Below are 21,381 nucleotides of genomic sequence, written 5' to 3' on the forward strand. Positions count from 1 at the left end.
CTCGCATTCGGGCGTCTTTCAAAGTGAGGCTAACGACGCGCCTTGAGCCGCTTCGCGACTTCCGGCGCATGCCTCGCGTCTTTCACCGGTTTAGAACAGGGCTGCGCGAACTTGGTTGCGGTCTTCGCCTTTTCTTTTTTTGGGGAAGCCGGTGACAAAAAGCGTACCGAACCGGTCTCCTTCGGCGAGATACGGACGCCCCACCGGCGAAACGGGAACATCGGTGCGCCACCGGGGTTCAAGCCGCGAGGCGGACGGTCCTCCGCCTCCCACAATCCGACGTGCCCCGATGAAGCTCCAGTCCTCCCCCCTTCCCGCCGACACGCCCGAGCCGCCGCAGCGGGTGGTCGGCCCGGTGCTCCGCCCCGGCCTCACCTGCTGGCGGACGGAACGGGCCGGGCGGGTGGCGGTGCTGGTCGATGGCGCCGACTATTTCGTCGCCGCCCGCGCCGCGATGGAGCGGGCGCGGCGGTCGATCCTGCTGGTCGGCTGGGACATCGACCCGCGCATGCGCCTCGATCCCGACAGCCCGGAGACGCTGGGTCGCTTCCTCGCCCGTCTGATGCGCAGGAAACCCGGCCTGCATGTGCGGGCGCTGAAATGGGACATGCCCTTTCCCATCGCGCTGGACCACCCGCACGAACCGCTGGAACGGCTGGACCGCAGCACCGGGCGCCGGCTGACGGCCCGGCTGGACGGCGAGTTGCCGGTCGGCGCCGCCCAGCACCAGAAGCTGCTGGTGATCGACGACGCGCTGGCCTTCTGCGGCGGGATCGACTTCTCCTTCGACCGCTGGGACACGTCCGAGCATCGCGACCACGACCCGCGCCGCCGCTGTCCGGACGGCGAACCCTATGGCCCGCGCCACGACGTGATGATGATGGTCGACGGCGACGCCGCCCGCGCGCTCGCCGAACTGGCGCGGGAGCGCTGGCGCTGCGCCACCGGCGAGGCGCTGGAGCCCTGCCCTTCCCCAGATTTGGAGTCCTCCGATCATGATCCCTGGCCGGACTGCCCCCTGCCCGACTGCGCCCACCCGATCCTGACCGACGCGCAGGTCGGCGTGTCGCGCACCGTGCCGGCGACCACCATGCCGACGACCGAAGAGCGGCCGGCGATCCGCGAAAGCGAGGCGCTGACCTATGCCGCCATCGCCGCGGCGGAGCGGACGATCTATCTGGAGAACCAGTATTTCGCCTCCGCCCGCGTCGCCGAGGCGCTGGCCCGCCGTCTGGCCGAACCCGACGGGCCGGAGGTGGTGCTGGTGGTGTCGATGGAAAGCCCGAGCTGGTTCGACCGCATGGCCATGGACACGCCGCGTTCGGTCGCCTTGCGCTGCCTGCGCGAGGCCGACCGCTTCGGCCGGCTGCGCGCCCTGACCCCGGTGACGGAGCAGGGCCGGCCGGTGATCGTCCATTCCAAGGTGGTGGCGGTCGATGGCCGGCTGCTGCGCATCGGGTCTTCCAACCTGAACAACCGCTCGATGGGCTACGACAGCGAATGCGACCTGACCATCGAAGCGCCGCAGGAGGATGGACCGGAGCGGGACCGGGCGAAGGCCGCCATCGAAGGCGTGCGCAACCGCCTGCTGGCCGAGCATATGGGCTTCGCACAGGACCGGCTGGAGGCGGAGATCGCGAGGACCGGCAGCGTGGTGGCCGCCATCGACCGGCTGTGCCGGCCGTCCGGCCGCCGGCTGGCGGATTTGCCGGCCAGCGATCCCAGCCTGACCGAACAGGCCTTCGCAGCATTGCGCATCGCCGACCCGGACGACCCGGACGAAGCCTGGGCGCCGTGGAAGCGCCTGCCCGCGCCGCCGCGCTCCGCCCTGCGCGCCGGCGCCGCTGCCTTGCTGACAGTCGGTCTCGCCGCCGGAGCCTGGGGCGTCTTCCGGGCCGTGCAGGCAAAAAAACACCCCCCGCGCGGCTGACGCCGGCGGGGGGCTGGGTAGGACCGGCCGACGGTCAGCGCGTCTGCGCGACCCTGCCGTCGTCGGAGATGACGATCTCGACACGGCGGTTCTGCTGGCGGCCGGCGTCGTTGCTGTTGCTGGCGACCGGTTGCGCCTCGCCCATGCCCTGGGTGACGATGCGCGAGGGCGAGACGCCGCGGGCGGTCAGCGCGTCGCGGACGGCGTTGGCACGGGCCTCCGACAGGCGCAGGTTGGTGGCGTCGCTGCCGGTGTTGTCGGTGTGGCCCTCGATCCGGATGGTGCGGCCGGGCTGCGCCTGCAGGAAGCTGGCAAGCCGGTCGATCCGGTCATAGGCGCCGGGGGTCAGCTCCGCCCGGCCGGTGGCGAACAGGATGTCGCCCAGCGTCATGACCAGCCCGCGCTCGGTCCGCTGCGCCTGCAGGTCGCGCAGCTGCTGCTCCAGTTCGCTGTTGCGGGCCTGGAGGCGGTAGGTGTCGGCGTTGGCGACCACGTTTTGGGCGCCCTTCACCCCGGCCGTCTCCTGGGCGATCTGCACCCGGCGGCTGGCGATGTAGGCCTGGTGGTCGACCTCGGCGGCGTCGGCGCCCTGGTCGCGCATCGCCTCGGCCCGGCGCAGCGCCTGCTCGGCGTCGCGCAGCTGCAGGGGGGCGTTGCCGGCGATCTGCGGATTGGCGGCGGCGAGGCTGTAGTCCTGGCGCGCCTGGGTCAGGGCGGCGCTGTCGGTCGGCTGGGTGGCGCAACCGGCCAGCCCGAGACCAAGCCCGGCCAGCACGAGGATGGTGCGGGGAGCGAACGCGGTCATTGACGCACCTCCGGATAGCTGTAGCCCCAGCTGTTGCCGCCGCTCGTGCCAAGCGAGCCGGCCGGCGCGGGCGTGCCATAGCTCGATCCGCTGTACGGCGGCGCGCTCCCGGACGACCCGCTGTAGACCGGCGCCGCGTTCGGCGCGGCGGCCGACCGCGAGCTGTTGGGAATGGCGGTCTTGGCCACCGCGCTGGCGGCCTGCTGCGTCACCGCGCGCTGCGAGGTCACCGTCGCCAGTTCGGCATCGACGCGGGCCTCCTCGGCGAGGCGGCGGGCGCGGGTGCGTTCGTCGGCACGCATCGCCTTGTCGGCGGCGGCCAGCTTGTCGCGGGCGCTCTGCAGTGCCACCGGGGCGTATTGCAGGGCGTTGGCGCGCTCGGCCTCCTGCACCGCCTGGGAAGCGGCACCAAGCTGGGCGGTGGGCGGCGGCACGTCGGAGGCGCAGGCGGCCATGCCGAGCGCCGCCGACAGCACGGCGGCGGCTCGCCACCGGATCGTCATTGCGGATTTGCGGGTCATCGGATCGGTTCCTTTCGGATCGGGCTTCACGCCGGAAACCGGTATCTGGCCGGAAGGCCATGTCCTTTCGGGGATGTCTCGCGCCTCAAACGCGCGAGCCGGGACGAAAGTTCCGCGCCCCTTCACCCGCCGCTGCGTGAAATTTCGCTCTGCGCCGCCCGCCGGTTGTCCCTGCGGTGGCGGACCAGCCGCAGCACGTAGGTCGCCAGCAGGACGATGAACAGCACCAGCGTCGCCGGCACCATCCAGTCGGCGATCCAGGGGAAGCCCACCCGCACCAGATAGCCGGTGGCGGCCAGCACCAGCGACCACAGCGCCGCGCCGGCGGCGGCATAGAGCAGGAACACCCCCATCGGCAGCCCGCAGGCCCCGGCGGGAACCGAGATCAGCGTGCGCAGCCCCGGCAGCGGCTGGCACAGCAGCACGGCGAGGCCGCCGCGCCGGGCGAACCATTCGGTGGCGCGGTGGACCTGCTCCGGCTTCACCGTCAGCCAATGGCCGTGGCGGCGCAGGAAGGCCTCGAACCGTTCGCGCCCCATCCAGTGGGCCGGCAGATACCACACCAGTTCCCCGACGGCGGAGCCCGCACCGGCGGCCAGCGCCACCAGCAGCAGGTTGAACTCCCCGGTCGCGGCGCCCATGCCGGCCAGCGGGATCACCGTCTCCGCCGGCACCGGCGGCAGCACGCGGGCCAGGATCAGCATCAGGAAGATGCCGAGATAGCCGAACTGCTGCACGATCTGGATGATCCACTCGGTCATTGGGTCCACAAAGGTCGGGGAGGATGAGCCGGTCTCCACTTGTGAACCGCACGAGACATGCGGGCGTTCCCTCGCTCGCCACCTTCTTGACCCGGAAGACTCTTGACCCCAATCAAGGCGGCGGTCGTTCGTCCACGGTTTGGTGTCTCCATCATGACCGCATCCCTCACCCTCGCCGCCGCCCTGCTGTTCCTCAGCCATGCCCTGCCGTCCTGGCCGGGGGTGCGGCCCGCCCTGATCGCCCGGCTCGGCCGTGGCGGCTTTGCGACGATCCATTCCGTCGGCTCCCTGGTAACGCTGGCCCTGTTCGTGCTGGCCTATCGCGCCGCCGACGGCGGGGAGGTGGTGTTCACCCCCTTCGACTGGGCGGCTCCGCTGGTCGCCGTGGTGATGCCCATCGTCTTCCTGCTGCTGGTCGCCCGCGTCACCACCCGTTTCGGCAGCCAGAGCGAGCCCAACCCGCCGCGCGGCGTCTACCGCCTGACCCGCGCGCCGGGCAGCCTGGCGCTGCTGCTGTGGGCGCTGGCCCATCTGAACGCCACCGGCGACGGGCGCCGCGTGCTGCTGTTCGGCACCATGGCGGCCATCGCCCTGTTCGCGCTGGTGAAGAACGAGATCGTGCTGCGCCGCAGCCCCGGCGGCCGGGCCTTCCGGGCGGAGACCTCGCTGCTGCCGCTGGCGGGGCCGCAGGGCTGGCGCGGGGCGTTGCGCGGACTGGCGGAGATGGGGCCGGCGCGGCTGGCCGGCGGGCTAGCGGCCTATGTGGGCATGCTGATGCTGCATCCCCTGCTCTTCGGGGTGGATCCACTCTACTGGGTAGGTTGAGCGGGACGGCGGACCGGCGCATCTGTTGGGGACGGGACAGGAATACCGCGCTCCTTCGCCACTGTGCCCACCGCCCTTTGCCCACCGCCCACTGCCCACCGCCCACTGCCAGGAAGCCACCGCATGAAAATCCGCGAGATCATGACCCGCGACGTGCAGACGGTACGGCCCGACGACAGCATCCGCCGGGCCGCGCAATTGATGGACCAGTTGAACGTCGGCATCCTTCCCGTCTGCGACGGGCGGGATCTGATCGGCGTGGTGACCGACCGCGACATCACCGTCCGGGCGATTTCCGCCGGCAAGCAGCCCGACCGCTGCAAGGTGGCGGAGGTGATGACCGCCAACCCGCGCTATTGCTACGAGGACGACCCGGTCGGCAGCGTGACCGAACTGATGGCCGGCCAGCAGGTCCGGCGGGTGCCGGTGGTGGACCGCAACGACCGGCTGACCGGCATCGTCTCGCTGGGCGACCTTGCCACCGATGCCAAGAACGACCGCGCGGTTCAGGACGCGCTGGAACGGATTTCCTCCCCCTCCCAGCCGGACCGGACCTGACGGCCCCCTCCACGTTCAGAACAGGAACCGACCATCATGGAACACACTCTGGGTCCCGACGACCCTCGGGTCCGTGAACGGGCCTATCAGCTTTGGGAACAGGAAGGGCGGCCCGACCACCGCCATCTCGATCACTGGGCGCAGGCCGTGCGCGAGATCGAGGAAGAGGACCGCCGCAACTCCGGCGGCCCCCATGTCAACAGCCCGGAAGCCGGGCTGGCGGTCCCGGATGACGCCACCGCCCGCAACCAGCGGGAAGCGGCTGCGCATCTGGGCCAATCCTCCGTGCCGTCGGACATCTGACGGCCGGCTATCAAACGGGGGAAGCGGTCACTCGATCTTGAGGCTGACCGCTTCCATCCCCTTCTCGCCCTGGCGGATGGTCATGCGCACGCGCTGGCCGTCGTCCAGGCCGCGCAGGCCGGCGCTTTCCAGCGCACGGGCGGGGATGAAGACGTCACGCCCGCCGTCGTCGGGCTGCGCGAAGCCATAGCCCTTGCCGCCGTTGAACCACTTCACGGTCGCGCCCACCTCGCTGGTCGGGCCGCCGGCCTGCGGCGGGCGCGGGCCGCGATCCTGGCCCCGGCCCTGGAAGCCGCCACGGTCCTGGCCGCCCCTGTCCTGGAAGCCGCGATCCGGCCCGCGGCCCTGGAAGCCGCCCCGATCGCCAAAGCCGCGGTCGCGCGCCGGCGTGCGGGTGGGAGCGGCGGTGGAGAGGTCGACGGAATGCAGGACGCTGACCTGCTGGCCCTTGCGGTCCTCGACGATGTCGACGACTACGGTGGCGCCGTCCGGCAGGGTGGTGTGGCCGGCGGGCACGACGAGCGAGGCCGGCAGCAACGCGTCCTTGCCGCTGTCGCCGACCTTGACGAAGCCGTAGCCGCGTTCGGGGTTGAACCATTTCACGGTGGCCGTCACCTGGGTGGCGACGACGTTGGGCTGACGATAGACGTGGCTGCGGGGCGGCTGATTGTGCATGGGAAACCCGAACTCCGGCAAACAGAAGCGGCGCCCATGCCGGCCGACTTCTGGACCGGCGGACGCCAACCCCTGACACATCGCCCGTCCGGGCGCTCTTGGCAAGTCGGGACCGCTCCGAATAGGCCGGACGGGCCGTGAAATCGCATCCGTGACGCTGCTCGGACGGGCATCAGCCCATCAGGCGGTCCATCAGACTGTCCGCAGCCAGCCGGTCCGGAACCGGCGGCGGTTCGCGCGGCGGAACCGGAATCGGCACCGGCGGCTCCCCCAGCGGCGGGCGCGACGGATCGCCCGGCACCGGCGGCGGTGCGTCGGGCACGGACGGTTCACGCGGCGGCGAGGGCGGATAGGGTCCAAGGCTGAAGGTCATGCATCGCTCCTTGAAGGTCGGAAAATGTCGCCCCGGTCAGCCGCCATGGCCGCCGGGTGCCGTCCGCGACAGCCGGCGGGCGTCGTCGAGGCTGTTCATGCAGCGGGTCTCGTCGCCGTCACGGGCGGCGCTGCGGGCGGCGGTGACCAGCGATTCCAGTTGGGCGTTCCGCGCCGCCTGCCCCATCAGCCCGTCGCCCCCACCCGAACCGCCCGGCCCGCTGTCCGGCGCGGTGCGCGAATTTGCCTGTGAATTGGCCTGTGAATTGGATTGGGGGGCGACCGAGGGAGCGGTCGGCATGTTGCTGCCGATGGCCGGCGGTTCGATCACCGCCTGATCGCCCACTGCGGGCGGCGCCACCATGCCGCCGGACTGCGCCAGTTCCCCGCTGCTGACGCCCGATCCCACTTCCCCGCGCGGCGAGGAGCCGGACAGGCCGGGTGCGGCGGTGCCGGGAACGGCGACCGGCGGCGGTTCGGTCGACAGGCCCTGGTTGGCGGCGAACTGCTCCACCATCGCGGCGCAGCCCGCCGGGGCCGCCCCTGCCGTCTGGGCCGCCGCCGGCCGGGCGGAGAGAAGCCCCGCCGCAACGAGCAGGGCGACGGGGCCGACGGCGCCAAGCCTCATGAAATCTGTCCGCATCGGTCGCGTGCTCCTCGTATCGGCTGTGCCACAAGAGGCGGGTTCCGACCGACTCAACGGCAGGGGGCCGGGCGCGGTTCCGGCGGACGGACGGAAGATCGGCCCGGCCATGCATCTTGCACATTTCGCAGGCAGAGCGCGTCGGCTGTAGAGTGCTGGTCCTTCCCCTCAACCATCGGTTCGTATTTCCATCATGATCGCCAACATGGCCGCGCTGGGCGCGGCGCTGTGCTGGGCCGCGGGCGGCCTGATCGCCATCGGACCGGTGCGGGTGCTCGGCTCCATCGCCTTCAACCGCGTGCGGCTGACCATCGTCGCCACCGCGCTGCTGATCGCCACGACGCTGATGGGCGGCTGGCACACGCTGGACACGGGATCGGCGCTGACGCTGGCGCTGTCGGGCCTGCTGGGGATCGTCGTCGGGGACATGGCGCTGTTCTGGTCGCTCAGCCGGCTGGGACCGCGCCGCAACGTGGTGATCTACGCCGCCAACGCGCCGCTGACCGCCCTGCTCGCCTATGCCCTGCTGGGAGAGGCGCTGGGACCCTGGACCGTCCTGGGCGTGGCGCTGGTCACGCTGGGGGTGATGCTGGCGGTGGCTCTGCGCTCCGGCTCCACCCACAGTTGGGAGGCGATCCAGGGCAGCCTGCTGGCCGGCGTGTCGGTCTGCCTGCTGGCGGCGGTCGGGCAGGCCGCCGGCTCGATCATCGCCAAGCCGGTGATGGCGGCCGGCGCCGATCCGATCGCCTCGGCCGCGGTGCGGGTCACCACGGCGGCGCTGATGTTCACGGCGATCGGCGCCCTGTCGGCGCTCCGCGGCGGCGGCGCGGCGGCGGCGGGCGGCGGGCTGGCCGGCGGCGTTTTTGGTGGAATGCTGGGCGGGTTGCTGCTGCCGCGCGGGCTGACGCCGAAGCTGATGCTGCAGATCGCCGGCAACGGACTGCTGGGCGTCGGACTGGGGATGACGCTGCTGCTGGTCGGGCTGGCCCACGGCAATGCCGGGGTGGTCGCCACCCTGTCGGCGCTCAGCCCCGTCCTGATCCTGCCGATGATGTGGCTGCTGACGGGCCAGCGCCCGGCGCTGGGTGCCTGGGTCGGCGCCGCGGTCGCCGTGGCCGGCGTCGCCCTGATCGTCAACCGGTAGACGAAAGCCTCAACGCCCCACCGTCTCCACCGCCACGCCAAGGGCCGCCACGCCGAGCGCGGGCAGCGCCGCCTGAAGGGCTGATGAGGCGCGGTTGACGGCGTCGCGCAGCTCGGCCTTCAGCATCGGCGCGTCGGGCCGATCCTGCTCGCAGGCATGCTGCAGCCTGCGGGCGATGCGCGACAGCTCCAGAAGGCCGACATTGCCGGCCAGCGACACCATGGCGTGGGCGTCGGCCGCCGCGGCCTTCGCCGACTCCGCCTCGCTGATGCGGTCGGCGCGCAGGGCCAGTTCGGCCAGCGTTCCGTTGACGAAGCGGGGCAACACCTCGGCGCCCAGCGTTTCGGCAAGCGTTTCCAGCGTCGCGAGGTTCAGCACCGGCGGCGTGTCGGAGACCGGAGCCACCCCGGCCAGCACGGCCGCGTCGTCCAGCGCATCCTCCGCCCCGGCGTCGAGCCAGCGGTCGACCGCCGTCAGCAGGGTGTCGCGCTCGATCGGTTTGGTCACATGGTCGTTCATGCCGACATCCAGGCAAAGCTGCAGCTGATCGGTCAGCGCATTGGCGGTCAGCGCGATGATGGGCACGGCACCCCGCCGTCCGCCAAGCTGACGGATCGCCGCGGTCGCCTGCAAGCCGTCCATGCGTGGCATCTGCATGTCCATCAGGACGAGGTCGAACTCGCCCTTGCGCATCGCCTCGACCGCCAGCATGCCGTCCTCCACCACCTCGACCGTATGGCCGGCCTTGCAGAGGATGGAGGAGGTGACGATCTGGTTCATCGGCACGTCCTCCGCCAGCAGGATGCGGGCACTGCGCGACGCCGCGGTTTCCCGGCGCTCGGCGGCCAGACCCGGCGCGGCGGCGACCGGCAGCGGCAGTTCGAACCAGAAGGTGCTGCCAACGCCCGGACTGCTCTGCACGCCGATCCGCCCGCCCATCAGCTCCGACAGCTGTTTGGAGATGATGAGGCCGAGCCCGGTGCCGCCATAGCGCCGAGTGGTGGACCGGTCGCCCTGGCTGAAGCGCTGGAACAGGTTGGCCTGCTCGGCCGAGGTGATGCCGGGGCCGGTGTCGCTGACGGAAAAACGCAGCAGGACCGGCGCCCCGTCGTCGCCGCCCTCCGCCGACAGCAGCCCGGCCGAGAGCAGAACCGACCCGCGCTCGGTGAACTTCACCGCGTTGCCGACGAGGTTCAGCAGGATCTGGCGGATGCGCGCCTCGTCGCCATGGACGAAACGCGGCACGGTGCCGCCCAGCGACAGCTGCAGCAGCAGCCCCTTCTGCGAGGCGGCGTTGCTCATCAGGTCGCGGCAGTCGCGCAGCAGCCGGTGCAGGTCGAAGGCGCGTTCCTCGAGATCCAGCTTGCCGGCCTCGATCTTCGAATAATCCAGGATGTCGCCGATGATCGCCAGCAGCCCGCGCCCGGCCTCGCGCTGGAGCGCCACATACTGGCGCTGTTCGGCCGACAGATCGGTGCCCAGCAGCAGGTCGGCGAAACCGATGACGCCGTTCAGCGGCGTGCGGATCTCGTGGCTCATCGAGGCCAGGAACTCCGACTTCACGCGGTTGGCCGCCTCCGCCTCGGCGCGGGCGGCGGACAGTTCCTCCTCCTGGCGTTTGCGCTCGGTCACGTCGCGGACGACGCCGACCACCACGAACTCGCCATCGGCCCCCACCGTCGGCCGCATGCTGGATTCGACCCACAGGTAATGGCCGTCGCGGTGGAGCAGCCGGTGGGTGAAGGTGACGGGCGGCGATCCCGGATTCATGCCGGCGAAGGCCGTCGCGGCGCTCTCCACATCGTCGGGGTGCAGCAGGGTTGCCGGGGCGCGGCCGACGATCTCCGCCGGATCATGGCCCAGGATGTCGCGCACCGACGGCGACAGGTAGCGCACCGCCCCGTCCGCCTTCATCTCCAGGATCATGTCGGTGGCGTTGTCGGCCAGCAGGCGGTAACGCGCCTCGCTCTCGCCCAGCCGCCGCTCGGCATCATGGTGGCGCTGTTCGCGCAGCAGCAGGCCGCCCAGGAACAGGGTGCCGAGCGGGACGATGGCCAGCAGGACCGGCGCCGTGCTCTTGCCCACCTTCAGCATCAGATCGATGGTGGGCAGCAGCAGCAGCGTGGACAGCGACACCACGGCCAGCAGGAATCCGAAGGACAGCAGCGACACGACGCCGAGCGTCACTCCGCGCCGCTTCACCCACATCGCGAAGCCGACGCCGGTCAGGAAGGACAGCAGCGCGTTGGCGACGCCCGCCTCCATCCCCGCCCCGCCCAGATGGATGCGGTAGCCGGCGACGGTCGCGGCGGCGATGGCGGCGGACAGCGGGCCGCCGAACAGGGCGCTGAGTCCGATCAGCGGCGTGCGCGCATCGATGAAGATGCCCGGCCCGATATGGATCGGGTGGACCATCGAGAAAACGGCGGTCAGCGCCATCACCGCGCCGAAGACGATCTGACGGGCGTTCAGCCCCCAGCCGCCGGAACGGCGGATCATGAAGGTATAGGCGAGAACGACGAAGGCGCTTGCCGCGATGTTCTCGGCAAGGTCGTACGCCATCGAAGAAAAGTTGCCCAACATCGTCCGGCCGCCGTCCCCACCCGATTCCGGTTACCTCTATACCACGGAAGGGTGTCGCGAAACCGCTAACACCAACGGGCGGGGATGTGATCTGCCGGGGACAAAAGGCGGAGCTGGGTCTCGCGTGGGGGGATCAGGCCTCCGCGTCGGGCTGACGGGCGGGCGCGGCGGCGGCGAAGGCCGGCACGGCGCGGCAGGCCTCGTCGATCCGCAGCAGGGTGGGATAGCCGTCCAGCGGGCAATCGAGCCGGCGGGCGTTCGCCATCTGCGGCACCAGCAGGATGTCGGCCAGTCCGGGTTCGTCGCCATGGCAGAAGCGCCCGGTGCGCGGATCGCCGGCCAGCTGCGCTTCCAGCGCGGTCAGCCCGACGGCGATCCAGTGCCGGTACCAGCCGTCGACCTCCTCCTGGCCGTGGCCCATCGTCTTCAGATGGTTCAGCACCCGAAGGTTGTTCAGCGGATGGACGTCGCAGGCGACCGCCAGCGCCAGCGCCCGCACCCGCGCCCGGCCCAGCGCATCGGCCGGCAGCAGCGCCGGCGTGGGATGCGTCTCGTCCAGATACTCGATGATGGCGAGCGACTGGGTCAGCACATGGTGCCCGTCCGGCCCGTCGACCTCCAGCGCCGGCACCAGATGCTCCGGGTTGAGGTCGGCATAGGGCGGCTTGGCCTGCTCGCCCCGGCGGAGATGGACGAAGGCCTGCTCCGGCGCCAGCCCCTTCAGGTTCAGGGCGATGCGCACGCGATAGGCGGCGGAGGATCGGAAATAGGTGTGGAGTTTCACGGGTTCGGGTCCGTTGATGTGTCGTGGCGGGGTGGCCCCCTCCCCATCCCTCCCCCGCCCTCGGCGGTGGAGGGGGCGGGATGCTTGGCGGCGTGTGTTTGATCGTCAAGCGGCGGCAGCCCCCTCTCCCGCAAAGCGGGGGAGGGTTAGGGAGGGGGCATCCGAAGCCGACACTCTATCAAAGCGTCACAGCCCCAGATAAGCCTGCCGCACCCGCTCGTTGCTCAACAGCGCGGCGCCGCTGTCGCTCAGCACGATCTCGCCGGTCTCGATCACATAGCCGCGGTCGGCGATGGCGAGCGCCGCATGGGCGTTCTGCTCCACCAGCAGGATGGTCGTCCCCTCCCGCTTCAGCCGCTGCACGGCGTCGAAGATCTCCGCCACCAAGAGCGGCGCCAGCCCCATGCTGGGCTCGTCGAGCAGCAGCAGGCGCGGCTTCGCCATCAGCGCACGGCCCAGGGCCACGATCTGCTGCTGGCCGCCCGACAGGGTGCCGGCCGGCTGGTCGCGCTTGACCTTCAGCACCGGGAACATCTCGTACAGCCGGTCGATGTCGTCGTCCGGCTTGCCGCTGCCGCGGCGGTAGGCGCCGAGGCGGAGGTTGTCCTCCACGCTCTGCGGACCGAACAGCTGCCGGCCCTCCGGCACCTGCACCACCCCTTCGGCGACGCGGCGCGACGCCTTCATCCGGGTGATGTCGCAGCCGTCGAAGGTGATGCGCCCGCTGCTGGCGGGATGGACGCCGGACAGGGTGCGCAGCAGCGTCGTCTTGCCGGCGCCGTTGGCGCCGACCAGCGCCACCAACTCGCCCTCCCGCACGGTCAGGCTGGCCGATTTCAGCGCGTGGATGCGGCCGTAATGGCTGTTGAGGCCCTCGATCTCCAGAAGCATGCTCCGCGCCTCCCTCACGGTGCCGCGCCGAGATAGGCGGCGATGACGTCCGCGTTGGCCGCCACCTCCTGCGGCGTTCCCTCGGCCAGCATGCGGCCCTGGTTCAGGGCGGTGATACGGTGCGAGATGCCCATCACCATCTTCATGTCGTGTTCCACCAGGATGATGGTGACGCCGGACGCGGCGACGGTCTTGATGACCTCGTCGATCTCGCGGCTTTCTGTGGCGTTCAGGCCGGCCGCCGGCTCGTCCAGCAGGAGCAGCTTCGGCTCGGATGCCAGCGCGCGGGCGATCTCCAGCCGTTTCAGCGCGCCGTAGGGCATGGAGGCGGCGTCGGCGTCGATGTATTTCTCCAGCCCGACGTCGGTCATCAGCTGCGCCGCCCGGTCCTTCGCCTCGCGGTCCTTGCGCACCAGCGAGGGAAAGCGGAACAGGGCCGGCAGAAGCCGCGTGTTCAGGTGCAGGTGCCGCCCCACCATGACGTTCTCCAGCGCCGTCATGTTGAAGAAGATCTGCAGGTTCTGGAAGGTGCGCGACATGCCGCGCGCGGCCAGCTTGTAGGGCGCCATGCCCGACACGTCGGCCCCGTCGAACAGCACCCGGCCGCCCGACGGCTTGTAGACGCCGGTCACCAGATTGAACAGCGTGGTCTTGCCTGCGCCGTTCGGCCCGATGATCGAATGGATGTCGCCGGCGGCGACGGTGAAGCTGAGATCGCCGACGGCGAGCACGCCGCCGAACTCGCGGCTGAGATGCTCCACCTTCAGGATCGGCGGGCCGACGCGGCGGGCCTGCGACGTGGTGTCGGGGGAAAGATCGGCCCCATGGGTGTTGGTCGCCAGCATCTTCATGCCCGCCTCCGCGCCGGGAGCAGCGCCGCCAGGGTGGGGAGTAGGCCCTTGGGCATGAACACCATGGTCGCCATAAGGATGCCGCCAAGCACGATCTGCTGGTAATCCTGGAAGACGGTCAGCGCCTGCGGCAGCAGCGTCAGCACCACCGCGCCGACGACGGCGCCGAAGGTGGAGGCCATGCCGCCGAACACCACCATGGTCACCAGCTCGATCGACTTGAAGAAGTCGGCCTTGGCCGGGGTGATCAGGCCGGTGTAGTGGGCGAACAGGCTGCCGGCCACGCTGGCGAACACCGCCGAGACCACGAAGACCAGCACCTTGAAGCGGGCGGTGTCGACGCCGACCACCTCGGCCGCCACCTCCGACCCGTGGACGGCGCGCAGCGCCCGGCCCATCGGACTATCGATCAGGTTCAAGGACAGCCAGACCACGCCGACCAGCAGCACGCCGACCACCCAGTACCAGACCTTTTCGCCATACAGTTCGACGCCGAAGATCTTGAATGGCTCCACCATCATGCCGTCGGGACCGCCGGTCAGGCCGCTTTCGGTGCGCAGCACGATCGACACGATGATGCCGATGCCCAGCGTCGCCATGGCAAGATAGTGCCCCTTCAGCCGCAGGATCGGCTTGGCGACCAGGAAGGCCAGCAGCCCGACCACCACGGCGCCGGTCAGCAGCGCCAGCACCGGCGGCCAGCCATAGACGCCGACCAGCACGCCCGAGGCGTAGGCGCCGATGCCGAAGAAGCCGGCATGGCCCAGGCTGATCTGCCCGGCATAGCCGATCAGCAGGTTCAGCCCGACGCAGACCACGGCGTTGAAGCCGGCCAGGATGGCGATGTCGAGATAGAAGTTGTTGGGCAGGAAGGCCGGCAGGACCGCGATCACCGCGCCCATGACCAGCAGCCCGGTCAGCCGCCCGTGGAGAAGTGCGTTCATCGGCTTGAAGGTCCTTATACGCGTTCGGTGCCGCGCTTGCCGAACAGCCCGTTCGGCATGAAGAGCAGGACGGCGAGGATGATGACGAAGGCGATGGCATCTTTGTAAGCCGACGAGATGTAGCCGGCGCCCAGCGCCTCGGCGACGCCGACGATCACGCCGCCGACCACCGCGCCCGGCCCGTTCCCCAGGCCGCCCAGCACCGCGGCGGTGAAGCCCTTCAGCCCCAGCATGATGCCCATCTCGGTGTAGGAGAAGGTGATGGGGGCGACCACCGCGCCGCCGATTGCACCCAGCGCCGCCGACAGCGCGAAGGAGGCGAGCACCACCCGCTTCACGTCGATGCCGACCAGCTGTGCGGCCAGCCGGTTGTGCGAGGTGGCGAGGATCGCCTTGCCGGTCAAGGTCCGGTTGAAGAACAGGCCGATGGCGACGATCAGCACCGCGGCGGTGCCCACCACCCACAGCGACTGCGGCTGCATCGAGGCGCCCAGGACCTGGATCGGCGTCTCGCCGGAAAAGGCGTCCAGCCGCTTGAAGTCCTTGCCCCAGACCAGTTCGGCGACGCCGCGCAGGAAGATCGAGGCGCCGATGGTGATGATGATCAGGGTGACGGTGGAGGCGTTGCGCGCCCTCTCCACCGCGAATTTCGCCACCAGCACACCGACCAGCATGGCGCCGCCGCAGCCGATCAGGATCGCCAGCGGCAGCGGCACGCCCGACGCGGTCAGGGTGGCCGACGCCATGCCGCCGATCATGATGAATTCGCCCTGGGCGAAGTTGATGACGTGGCTGGCGTTGTAGATGATCGAAAAGCCGAGCCCCGCCAGCGCATAGATCGCGCCGATGGTCAGCCCCGACAGCATGTATTGCAGCAGTTCCGCGAACATCGTTGGGTTCCAAAACTCCCTCTCCCGCCCCGGGAGAGGGAAGGGGCCCATGCGCAGCCTGGGAAGGGTGAGGGTGCGGCAAGGATCAGGAATCCATGTTTGGATCACCCCTCACCCTCCCCGCCTACGGCGGGTCCCCTCCCTCTCCCGGGGCGGGAGAGGGACGCTGCGCCCGTCAGAGAGCTGGGTTCACTTCACCAGCGACCAGTCGCCCTGCTTGACCTCCACCATGTGGAAGGCGTCCAGCGTCAGGCCCATGTGGTCCTTCGGGCTCATGGTCACGGTGCCGCCGGTGCCGACATAGCCCTTGGTCTGCTCGATGGCGTCGCGCAGCTTGGCCTTGTCGGTGCCGCCGGCGCGCTTCACCGCGTCCAGCGCGATCATCAGCCCGTCATAGGCATGGCCGGCGAAGGTCGAGACCTCCGAATTGAAGCTGTCCTCGTAGACCTTGGTGAACTCGGTCACGACCTTCTTCTGCGGATCGCTGTCGGGCAGCTGGGCGGCGACGACCAGACCGGCGGCCGGCAGGCGGACACCCTCGGCGGCGCCGCCGGCCAGACGGATGTATTCCTTCGACGCGACGCCGTGCGACTGGTAGAGCGGCAGCGAGATGCCGAGCTGGCGGTAGTTCTTGGTCACCACCGCCGGACCCTGGCCCAGGCCGAACACCAGAACCGCCTGGGCGGACGCGGTGTTCTTGATCTTGGTCAGCTGCGCGGTGACGTCGGTGTCCTTGGCGCCATAGGTCTCGTCGGCGACCAGTTCGATCCCGCGCTCCTTGGCGACCTCCATGGTCTGCTGGCGGCCGGACTTGCCGAAGCCGGAATCCTCAGACAGCAGGGCCAGCTTGGTCAGGCCGCGCTTCTTCATGTCCTCCATCACCTTTTCCGCGGCCATGCGGTCGGTGTGGGGGGTCTTGAACACCCACTTCTTCACCGGATCGACGATGACCACCGCGCCGGCCAGCGAGATGAAGGGCACGCCGGCCCGCTCCACCAGCGGCACCGCCGCCATGGTCGCCGCGGTCGTGGTGCCGCCGACGATCACGTCGACGCCGTCGCTCTCGATCAGGCGCTTGGTGAAGGAGGCCGCCTTGTCGGCCGCGCCGCCGTCGTCATAGACGGTCAGCTGAACCTGACGGCCGTCGACGCCGCCCGCCTTGTTGATGCGGTCGGCATACAGCTCCAGCACCTTCTTCTCCGGATCGCCGAGGAAGGAGGCCGGGCCGGTGGCCGAGATGATGGCGCCGACCTTGATCGGGTCGGCGGCCTGCGCCGCCCCGGACAGCAGGCCGGACGCCGCCGTCATGGCGGTCATGGCAGTGAAGGCGATGGTGGCAAGCAGGCTTTTGCGCATGATGTCCTCCCGAGTGCTGCCCACCTTGTCACCGGATCGGGCGACGGCCCGGTCCCGATGCGGCGGGATGATTTGCTTCACATAATGTTTCAAACGAAATCTTTTCGAAAGAAAAATTTCGGCAGGCCGAACCTCAATCCAACCACAATCGAAGTACGGATGTTGCCGCCCGCCTCCCCTTCCCTTTGCGATCCCTCCGCCGCGCGGGCCGGGAATCGTCATTTCGTTTTATGACACAAATTTACTTTGCGAGACCAACCTAGTGTATCACATTAATGATTGTCAAACGGAAAGTCCGGATTGCCTCCTATCGGCCGCCGCCCCTGTCTCCACCCCGGCCGCCCGCGCTGTCGTGGCACTGGCCCAACCGGCACCGGGTTTCGTATACAACTCCGTCGTGCCGTCTTTTTCCGCTCCGCCCGCATCACAAGCCGCACCCATAAGGACGCCCCACCCGCATGGCCCGCCCGCGCCGCCCCGAAGACCTTGCCGCCCAGTTGACCGAAGCCATCGCGCCGCGGGCGAAGTCGCTGATCATCACCGTCTATGGCGACGCGGTGCTGCCGCATGGCGGATCGCTGTGGCTGGGCAGCCTGATCGAGCTGATGGGGCTGTTCGGGATGAGCGAGCGGATCGTCCGCACCTCGGTCTTTCGTCTGGGCAAGGACGACTGGCTGACCAACACCCAGATCGGCCGGCGCAGCTTCTACCGCGTCACCGACAGCGGGAAGGAGCGCTTCGCCGCGGCGGAACGGCGGATCTACGCGCCGCTGGCCCGCGAATGGGATCGCGGCTGGGACCTGCTGATGGTGCCGCCCAACGCACTGGACGCCGAGACGCGCGACGCCCTGCGGCGGGAGCTGACCTGGCAGGGCTTCGGCGCCGCGTCGGCCACCGTCTACGCCCATCCCAACTGCGACGAGGCGGCGATGCACCGCTCGCTGGCCGAGTTGGGAGTCGCCGACAGGATCGTCCACATGAAGGCCAGCCTGGACCGGGCGGAAGGGTTCGGCGCGCTGCGCGATCTGGTGCGCGGCTGCTGGGACATCGACCAGCTCGAACACGACTATGCGGCGTTCCTGGATCACTTCCGTCCGGTCTGGGCGGCGATCGACGCCGCCGAGGCGCCGGACCCCGCCGCCTGCTTCGTCCTGCGCACGCTGATGATCCACGACTTCCGCCGCATCCTGCTGCGCGACCCGATGCTGCCGCCCGACCTGCTGCCGGCGGACTGGCCGGGTCAGGAATCGCGGATGCTGACCCGCAACCTCTACCGCCGCCTCGCCGGCCCGTCGGAATCCTTCCTGATGCAGGCGGCGACCACCGCCAACGGGCCGCTGCCCGATGCCCAGCCCGCCTTCCACGGCCGGTTCGGCGGTTTGGAGACCATACCGGTGGGCTGACCAGCGATCTGCGACAATGGGCACCCGCGCGGGCCGGTCCCTTGGCCTAAAGTTCATACATAAAATGCAATCTATCGCGGTAAACTGGGATCGCAGCCGTCCGATCCAACCGTTCCCGGGACACCGCCCATGCTGACCATCGTCTACCGCAGCGAGGCCGTCGACCGGCTGCCCTACAGCGCCCTTGCCGACATCTGCCTGTTCAGCGCCCGCAAGAACCGCGAGTTGGGTGTTACCGGTTTCCTGGTGGAGTTCGAGGGCATCTTCCTGCAGGTGCTGGAAGGCGCGCCGGATGTGGTGGAGACGCTTTTCGCCCACATCGCCGCCGACACGCGCCACACCAAGGTCGAGCTGCTGCTGCGTGAAACCACGGTCGGGCAACCCAATTTCGGCTTCTGGGCGATGAATTTCGGCCCGCTCGACACGCCGACCTTCTGGCAGGCGGTCTTCGGGTCTCCGGTCAGGATCGAGGAGTTCCGCCGCCGCTCGCACGATGCCGATTTCGCGCTGGACGTCCTGGCGCGGGCCTACATGCACGCCTGCATCGTCGCCGACGTCGATCCGGCGGCACGCGAACTCGTGCGCGGCAACATCCCCCTCTTCGAAGCGGCCTGACCCCCGGCGGGGTCCAGCCTTTCGATACCGCATTGTCGGAAAAGGTCAGCTTTACGAACGAATTGATCTGGATCAATTCGGCGCATTCGCATGCATTGTTTATAAGAATCAGGTAGTTAACCCCATTTTCCGGGCCGAATGATGTGATACAGATGTCGTTGATGATTTCGAAATTCTGTGTCATATAAAGACCACAGGGCGCCGATGGTAATGTGAGCGCCCGCGGAATGCCCCCGGAGGAAACGCCCCCATGTCCAAGGACTACACCCCCATCGCCAACACGATGGAGTTGCCCCCCGCCACGCCGCAGCCGAACGTCTATCCGCTGTCCTGGGTGTCGCAGACCAAGAAGCTGGAAGAGGTCTACGCCGCCGCCCAGCGCGAGAACTGGGACCCCGCCAAGCTTCCCTGGGACAGCTTCGACGTGTCGCGCTACAGCTGGGAAGAGCGGGAGGCCATCGCCTATTGGTGGACCATCCTGTCGGTGTTCGACGCCTCGGCCCCGCCGGTCTTCGCCCATGCCCTGATCAAGACCTACGAGGTGCATGAGGAGGACCCCGTCCGCCGCTGCTTCTTCTCCGTCACCCGCGACGAGCAGAACCACGAGCAGATGTGCGGTCTGGCCATCACCAAGCTGCTGGAGGCCACCAGCCCGCTGACCTACGAGCCGAAGACCGATCTCGGCCGCCGGCTGCAGAAGAACGCGCACTGGCTGTACTACAATGGCGGGCGCTATTGGGACGGCTACAAGAAGGCGGTTCCGAAATACTCGCTGGCCGTGCTGTTCAGCTCCTTCCTGATGGGCGAGATCGCGGCGGCGACCATCTTCCACCAGATGGCGGCCGGCTGCAGCGAGCCGGTGTTCAAGGAGGCCTTCCGCAACATCGGCCGCGACGAGGGCCGCCACATGGCGATCTGCATGTCGGTGATGGAGCGCGACTATCCCCATCTGGCGGTGGAGGACCGGTCGATCATCACCAAGCAGATCCGCGCCGGCTACCTGTTCCTGTCCGCCGTCCTGTTCGAGCCGCCGCCCCAGTTCTGGGACCTGCCCGACGACTTCATCGCCACCCAGCGCGAGGCCGAGGCCATCGCCCGCAACGCCGGCTTCCACATCCCGGATTACGAGGCGAAGAAGGAGAACTGGCGCAACGCCATGCTGAACCTGAAGGGCGTGCTGGACCGGTACAACATTCCGTTCCCGGCGATCCCGGAGGTCGGCATCACCGGCGAGGAAGTCCGGGACGTCGACATGGACGAGATCATTCCGGTGTTCTGAGGCGCCGGCCCTATTGCCCCCACCCTAACCCTCCCCCGCTTCGCAGGGGAGGGAACTCCGCCGCCCTTGCACTTAACTCCCTCCCCTGCGTCGGACCGGCCTCTGGCCGGCCGAGAGCGGGGGAGGGTCGGGGTGGGGGCAAGTGTCTTTCCGCAAATCCTCCCCGCCCAAGGATCCCCCCGGTGAGCCGCATCCGCCTCCACCCCTCGGGCCGCACGGTCGAGTGCCGTGACGGCGAGACCGTCCTGTCGGCGCTGGAACAGGCCGGCTACGCCCTACCCAACAACTGCCGCGCCGGCGCCTGCGGCGAATGCAAGGTCAAGGTCCTCAGCGGCCAGTTCGACCAGGGCATGGTGCTGGACATGGCGCTGTCCCAGCCCGAACGGAAGGACGGCTATGGCCTGATGTGCATGGCCAAGCCGATCTCCGACGAGCTGGTGATCGAATACGGCACCGCCGACGCCCAGCCCAAGCTGTTCCCACCGCGCGAGAATGTGCTGTTCATCGTCACCGACCGCATCCCGCGCACGCCGCGCATCGTGGAGCTGCGCCTGCGCCCGCTGGGCCAGCCGCTGCGCTACTGGCCGGGCCAGTATGTGATGCTGGGCGATGCCGCCGCCGGTGCGCCGCCGCGCTGCTATTCCATCGCCAACGCGCCCCGTCCGGACGGCGAGATCGTGCTGCAGGTGACCCGAGTCGACGGCGGTCCGACCAGCGGCTGGATCCACGACACGCTGACCGTCGGCAGCATGGTCAAGCTGTCCGGCCCCTACGGCACCTTCATCGGCGACCCGTCGGTGGACAGCCCGGTTCTGTGCATGGCCGCCGGCTCCGGCCTCGCCCCCATCCTGGCGCTGACCGACGCGGCGCTGCGCCGTGGCTACCGTCCGCCGGTGACGCTGTTGTTCTCCGCCTGCACCCAGGCCGATGTGTATGAGCTGGGGCTGCTCAGCTACTGGCAGGCCAAATACCGCAACTTCAAGGTCAAGGTGACCCTGACGCGCGAGGAGGCCGCCGGCCATCTGAAGGGCCGCATCCCCGTCATCCTGCCCGACCTGTTCCCCGACCTGTCCGGCCACGCCATCTTCACCGCCGGCAGCCCCGCCTTCGTCGAGTCCTGCGTCGCCGCCGCCCGCGCGCTGGGCGCCAGGGACGACCAGATCCACAGCGAAGGCTACGTCTCCCAGCACATCCCCGAAGCCCCGCCACCGGAACGCCTGCTGGCCGGCGCGCTGGGGTGAAGTGAAT

The 21,381-nt window shown here is 69.4% G+C and carries 22 protein-coding genes; 9 read left to right on the forward strand and 13 right to left on the reverse strand.

Annotated features, from left to right (window positions below; all coding sequences use genetic code 11):
• Positions 1-289 precede the first annotated feature (289 nt).
• Positions 290-1,930 (forward strand): phospholipase D-like domain-containing protein, encoded by a 1,641-nt coding sequence (locus PWS46_RS10960; RefSeq protein WP_434614910.1) that lies wholly within the window; start codon positions 290-292, stop codon positions 1,928-1,930.
• Between the two features lie 34 nt (positions 1,931-1,964).
• Here the strand turns inward: PWS46_RS10960 and PWS46_RS10965 are convergent, their stop codons facing one another.
• The 3 genes from PWS46_RS10965 to PWS46_RS10975 form a co-directional block, all read right to left on the reverse strand.
• Positions 1,965-2,735, reverse strand: coding sequence for an OmpA family protein (locus PWS46_RS10965; protein ID WP_434614913.1), 771 nt, complete (start codon positions 2,733-2,735; stop codon positions 1,965-1,967).
• The gene (locus tag PWS46_RS10970) at positions 2,732-3,256 is read right to left on the reverse strand and encodes a DUF4398 domain-containing protein (protein WP_434614916.1); all 525 of its coding nucleotides are present in this window, start codon (positions 3,254-3,256) and stop codon (positions 2,732-2,734) included. Before PWS46_RS10970 ends, PWS46_RS10965 begins: the two co-directional genes overlap by 4 nt.
• Positions 3,257-3,378: 122 nt before the next feature.
• On the reverse strand, positions 3,379-4,017 hold the full coding sequence (locus PWS46_RS10975) for a DedA family protein (RefSeq protein ID WP_434614919.1): 639 nt from the start codon (positions 4,015-4,017) through the stop codon (positions 3,379-3,381).
• A gap of 153 nt (positions 4,018-4,170) precedes the next feature.
• On the opposite strand from PWS46_RS10975, the gene PWS46_RS10980 reads away from it, so the two are divergent.
• From PWS46_RS10980 to PWS46_RS10990, 3 genes are all read left to right on the forward strand, one after another.
• Complete coding sequence (locus PWS46_RS10980; RefSeq protein ID WP_434614922.1) at positions 4,171-4,842, forward strand: NnrU family protein; 672 nt, start codon at positions 4,171-4,173, stop codon at positions 4,840-4,842.
• A 123-nt stretch (positions 4,843-4,965) separates the two neighbouring features.
• Positions 4,966-5,400, forward strand: coding sequence for a CBS domain-containing protein (locus PWS46_RS10985; RefSeq protein ID WP_434614925.1), 435 nt, complete (start codon positions 4,966-4,968; stop codon positions 5,398-5,400).
• Positions 5,401-5,436: 36 nt separating this feature from the next.
• Entirely contained in the window at positions 5,437-5,703 is a 267-nt protein-coding gene (locus PWS46_RS10990) for a DUF2934 domain-containing protein (RefSeq protein ID WP_434614928.1), read from the forward strand.
• Between the two features lie 27 nt (positions 5,704-5,730).
• Here PWS46_RS10990 and PWS46_RS10995 read toward each other — a convergent pair whose 3' ends face one another.
• The 3 genes from PWS46_RS10995 to PWS46_RS11005 all read right to left on the reverse strand — a co-directional run bounded on the left by PWS46_RS10995 (position 5,731) and on the right by PWS46_RS11005 (position 7,393).
• Positions 5,731-6,378, reverse strand: a complete 648-nt coding sequence (locus PWS46_RS10995; protein ID WP_434614930.1) for a cold-shock protein — start codon at positions 6,376-6,378, stop codon at positions 5,731-5,733.
• Positions 6,379-6,550: 172 nt separating this feature from the next.
• Complete coding sequence (locus tag PWS46_RS11000) at positions 6,551-6,751, reverse strand: hypothetical protein (RefSeq protein WP_434614933.1); 201 nt, start codon at positions 6,749-6,751, stop codon at positions 6,551-6,553.
• 36 nt (positions 6,752-6,787) lie between these two features.
• Positions 6,788-7,393: a hypothetical protein gene (locus PWS46_RS11005; protein WP_434614936.1), complete on the reverse strand. Its 606-nt coding sequence runs from the start codon at positions 7,391-7,393 to the stop codon at positions 6,788-6,790.
• Positions 7,394-7,586: 193 nt separating this feature from the next.
• On the opposite strand from PWS46_RS11005, the gene PWS46_RS11010 reads away from it, so the two are divergent.
• Complete coding sequence (locus tag PWS46_RS11010) at positions 7,587-8,537, forward strand: DMT family transporter (protein ID WP_434614938.1); 951 nt, start codon at positions 7,587-7,589, stop codon at positions 8,535-8,537.
• A gap of 9 nt (positions 8,538-8,546) precedes the next feature.
• Here PWS46_RS11010 and PWS46_RS11015 read toward each other — a convergent pair whose 3' ends face one another.
• The 7 genes from PWS46_RS11015 to PWS46_RS11045 all read right to left on the reverse strand — a co-directional run bounded on the left by PWS46_RS11015 (position 8,547) and on the right by PWS46_RS11045 (position 16,836).
• Positions 8,547-11,099, reverse strand: coding sequence for an ATP-binding protein (locus PWS46_RS11015; protein WP_434614940.1), 2,553 nt, complete (start codon positions 11,097-11,099; stop codon positions 8,547-8,549).
• Between the two features lie 154 nt (positions 11,100-11,253).
• Positions 11,254-11,904 carry a maleylacetoacetate isomerase gene (gene maiA / locus PWS46_RS11020; RefSeq protein WP_434614942.1) on the reverse strand — a complete coding sequence of 217 codons (651 nt, stop codon included), beginning with the start codon at positions 11,902-11,904 and terminating at the stop codon, positions 11,254-11,256.
• Positions 11,905-12,090: 186 nt separating this feature from the next.
• The gene (locus PWS46_RS11025; protein WP_109048004.1) at positions 12,091-12,795 is read right to left on the reverse strand and encodes an ABC transporter ATP-binding protein; all 705 of its coding nucleotides are present in this window, start codon (positions 12,793-12,795) and stop codon (positions 12,091-12,093) included.
• A 14-nt stretch (positions 12,796-12,809) separates the two neighbouring features.
• A complete protein-coding gene (locus tag PWS46_RS11030) occupies positions 12,810-13,646 on the reverse strand; it encodes an ABC transporter ATP-binding protein (RefSeq protein WP_434614946.1) in 837 nt (278 codons plus the stop codon).
• Positions 13,643-14,590, reverse strand: a complete 948-nt coding sequence (locus PWS46_RS11035) for a branched-chain amino acid ABC transporter permease (protein ID WP_434614949.1) — start codon at positions 14,588-14,590, stop codon at positions 13,643-13,645. The genes PWS46_RS11030 and PWS46_RS11035 overlap by 4 nt, the downstream gene beginning before the upstream one ends.
• 14 nt (positions 14,591-14,604) lie before the next feature.
• Entirely contained in the window at positions 14,605-15,480 is an 876-nt protein-coding gene (locus PWS46_RS11040; RefSeq protein WP_434614952.1) for a branched-chain amino acid ABC transporter permease, read from the reverse strand.
• 189 nt (positions 15,481-15,669) lie between these two features.
• The gene (locus tag PWS46_RS11045; protein WP_434614954.1) at positions 15,670-16,836 is read right to left on the reverse strand and encodes an ABC transporter substrate-binding protein; all 1,167 of its coding nucleotides are present in this window, start codon (positions 16,834-16,836) and stop codon (positions 15,670-15,672) included.
• 458 nt (positions 16,837-17,294) lie between these two features.
• Here PWS46_RS11045 and paaX point away from each other — a divergent pair, with 458 nt between their 5' ends.
• The 4 genes from paaX (at position 17,295) to PWS46_RS11065 (ending at position 21,374) form a co-directional block, all read left to right on the forward strand.
• Complete coding sequence (gene paaX, locus PWS46_RS11050) at positions 17,295-18,239, forward strand: phenylacetic acid degradation operon negative regulatory protein PaaX (RefSeq protein WP_434614957.1); 945 nt, start codon at positions 17,295-17,297, stop codon at positions 18,237-18,239.
• 129 nt (positions 18,240-18,368) lie between these two features.
• The gene (locus PWS46_RS11055; RefSeq protein ID WP_434614959.1) at positions 18,369-18,854 is read left to right on the forward strand and encodes a BLUF domain-containing protein; all 486 of its coding nucleotides are present in this window, start codon (positions 18,369-18,371) and stop codon (positions 18,852-18,854) included.
• Positions 18,855-19,104: 250 nt separating this feature from the next.
• On the forward strand, positions 19,105-20,133 hold the full coding sequence (locus tag PWS46_RS11060; protein WP_434614961.1) for a hypothetical protein: 1,029 nt from the start codon (positions 19,105-19,107) through the stop codon (positions 20,131-20,133).
• Between the two features lie 182 nt (positions 20,134-20,315).
• On the forward strand, positions 20,316-21,374 hold the full coding sequence (locus PWS46_RS11065; protein WP_434614963.1) for a 2Fe-2S iron-sulfur cluster-binding protein: 1,059 nt from the start codon (positions 20,316-20,318) through the stop codon (positions 21,372-21,374).
• The last annotated feature ends 7 nt before the right edge of the window (positions 21,375-21,381 follow it).

The sequence above is a fragment of the Azospirillum sp. B2RO_4 genome (assembly GCF_051124815.1).
Lineage (GTDB): Bacteria > Pseudomonadota > Alphaproteobacteria > Azospirillales > Azospirillaceae > Azospirillum.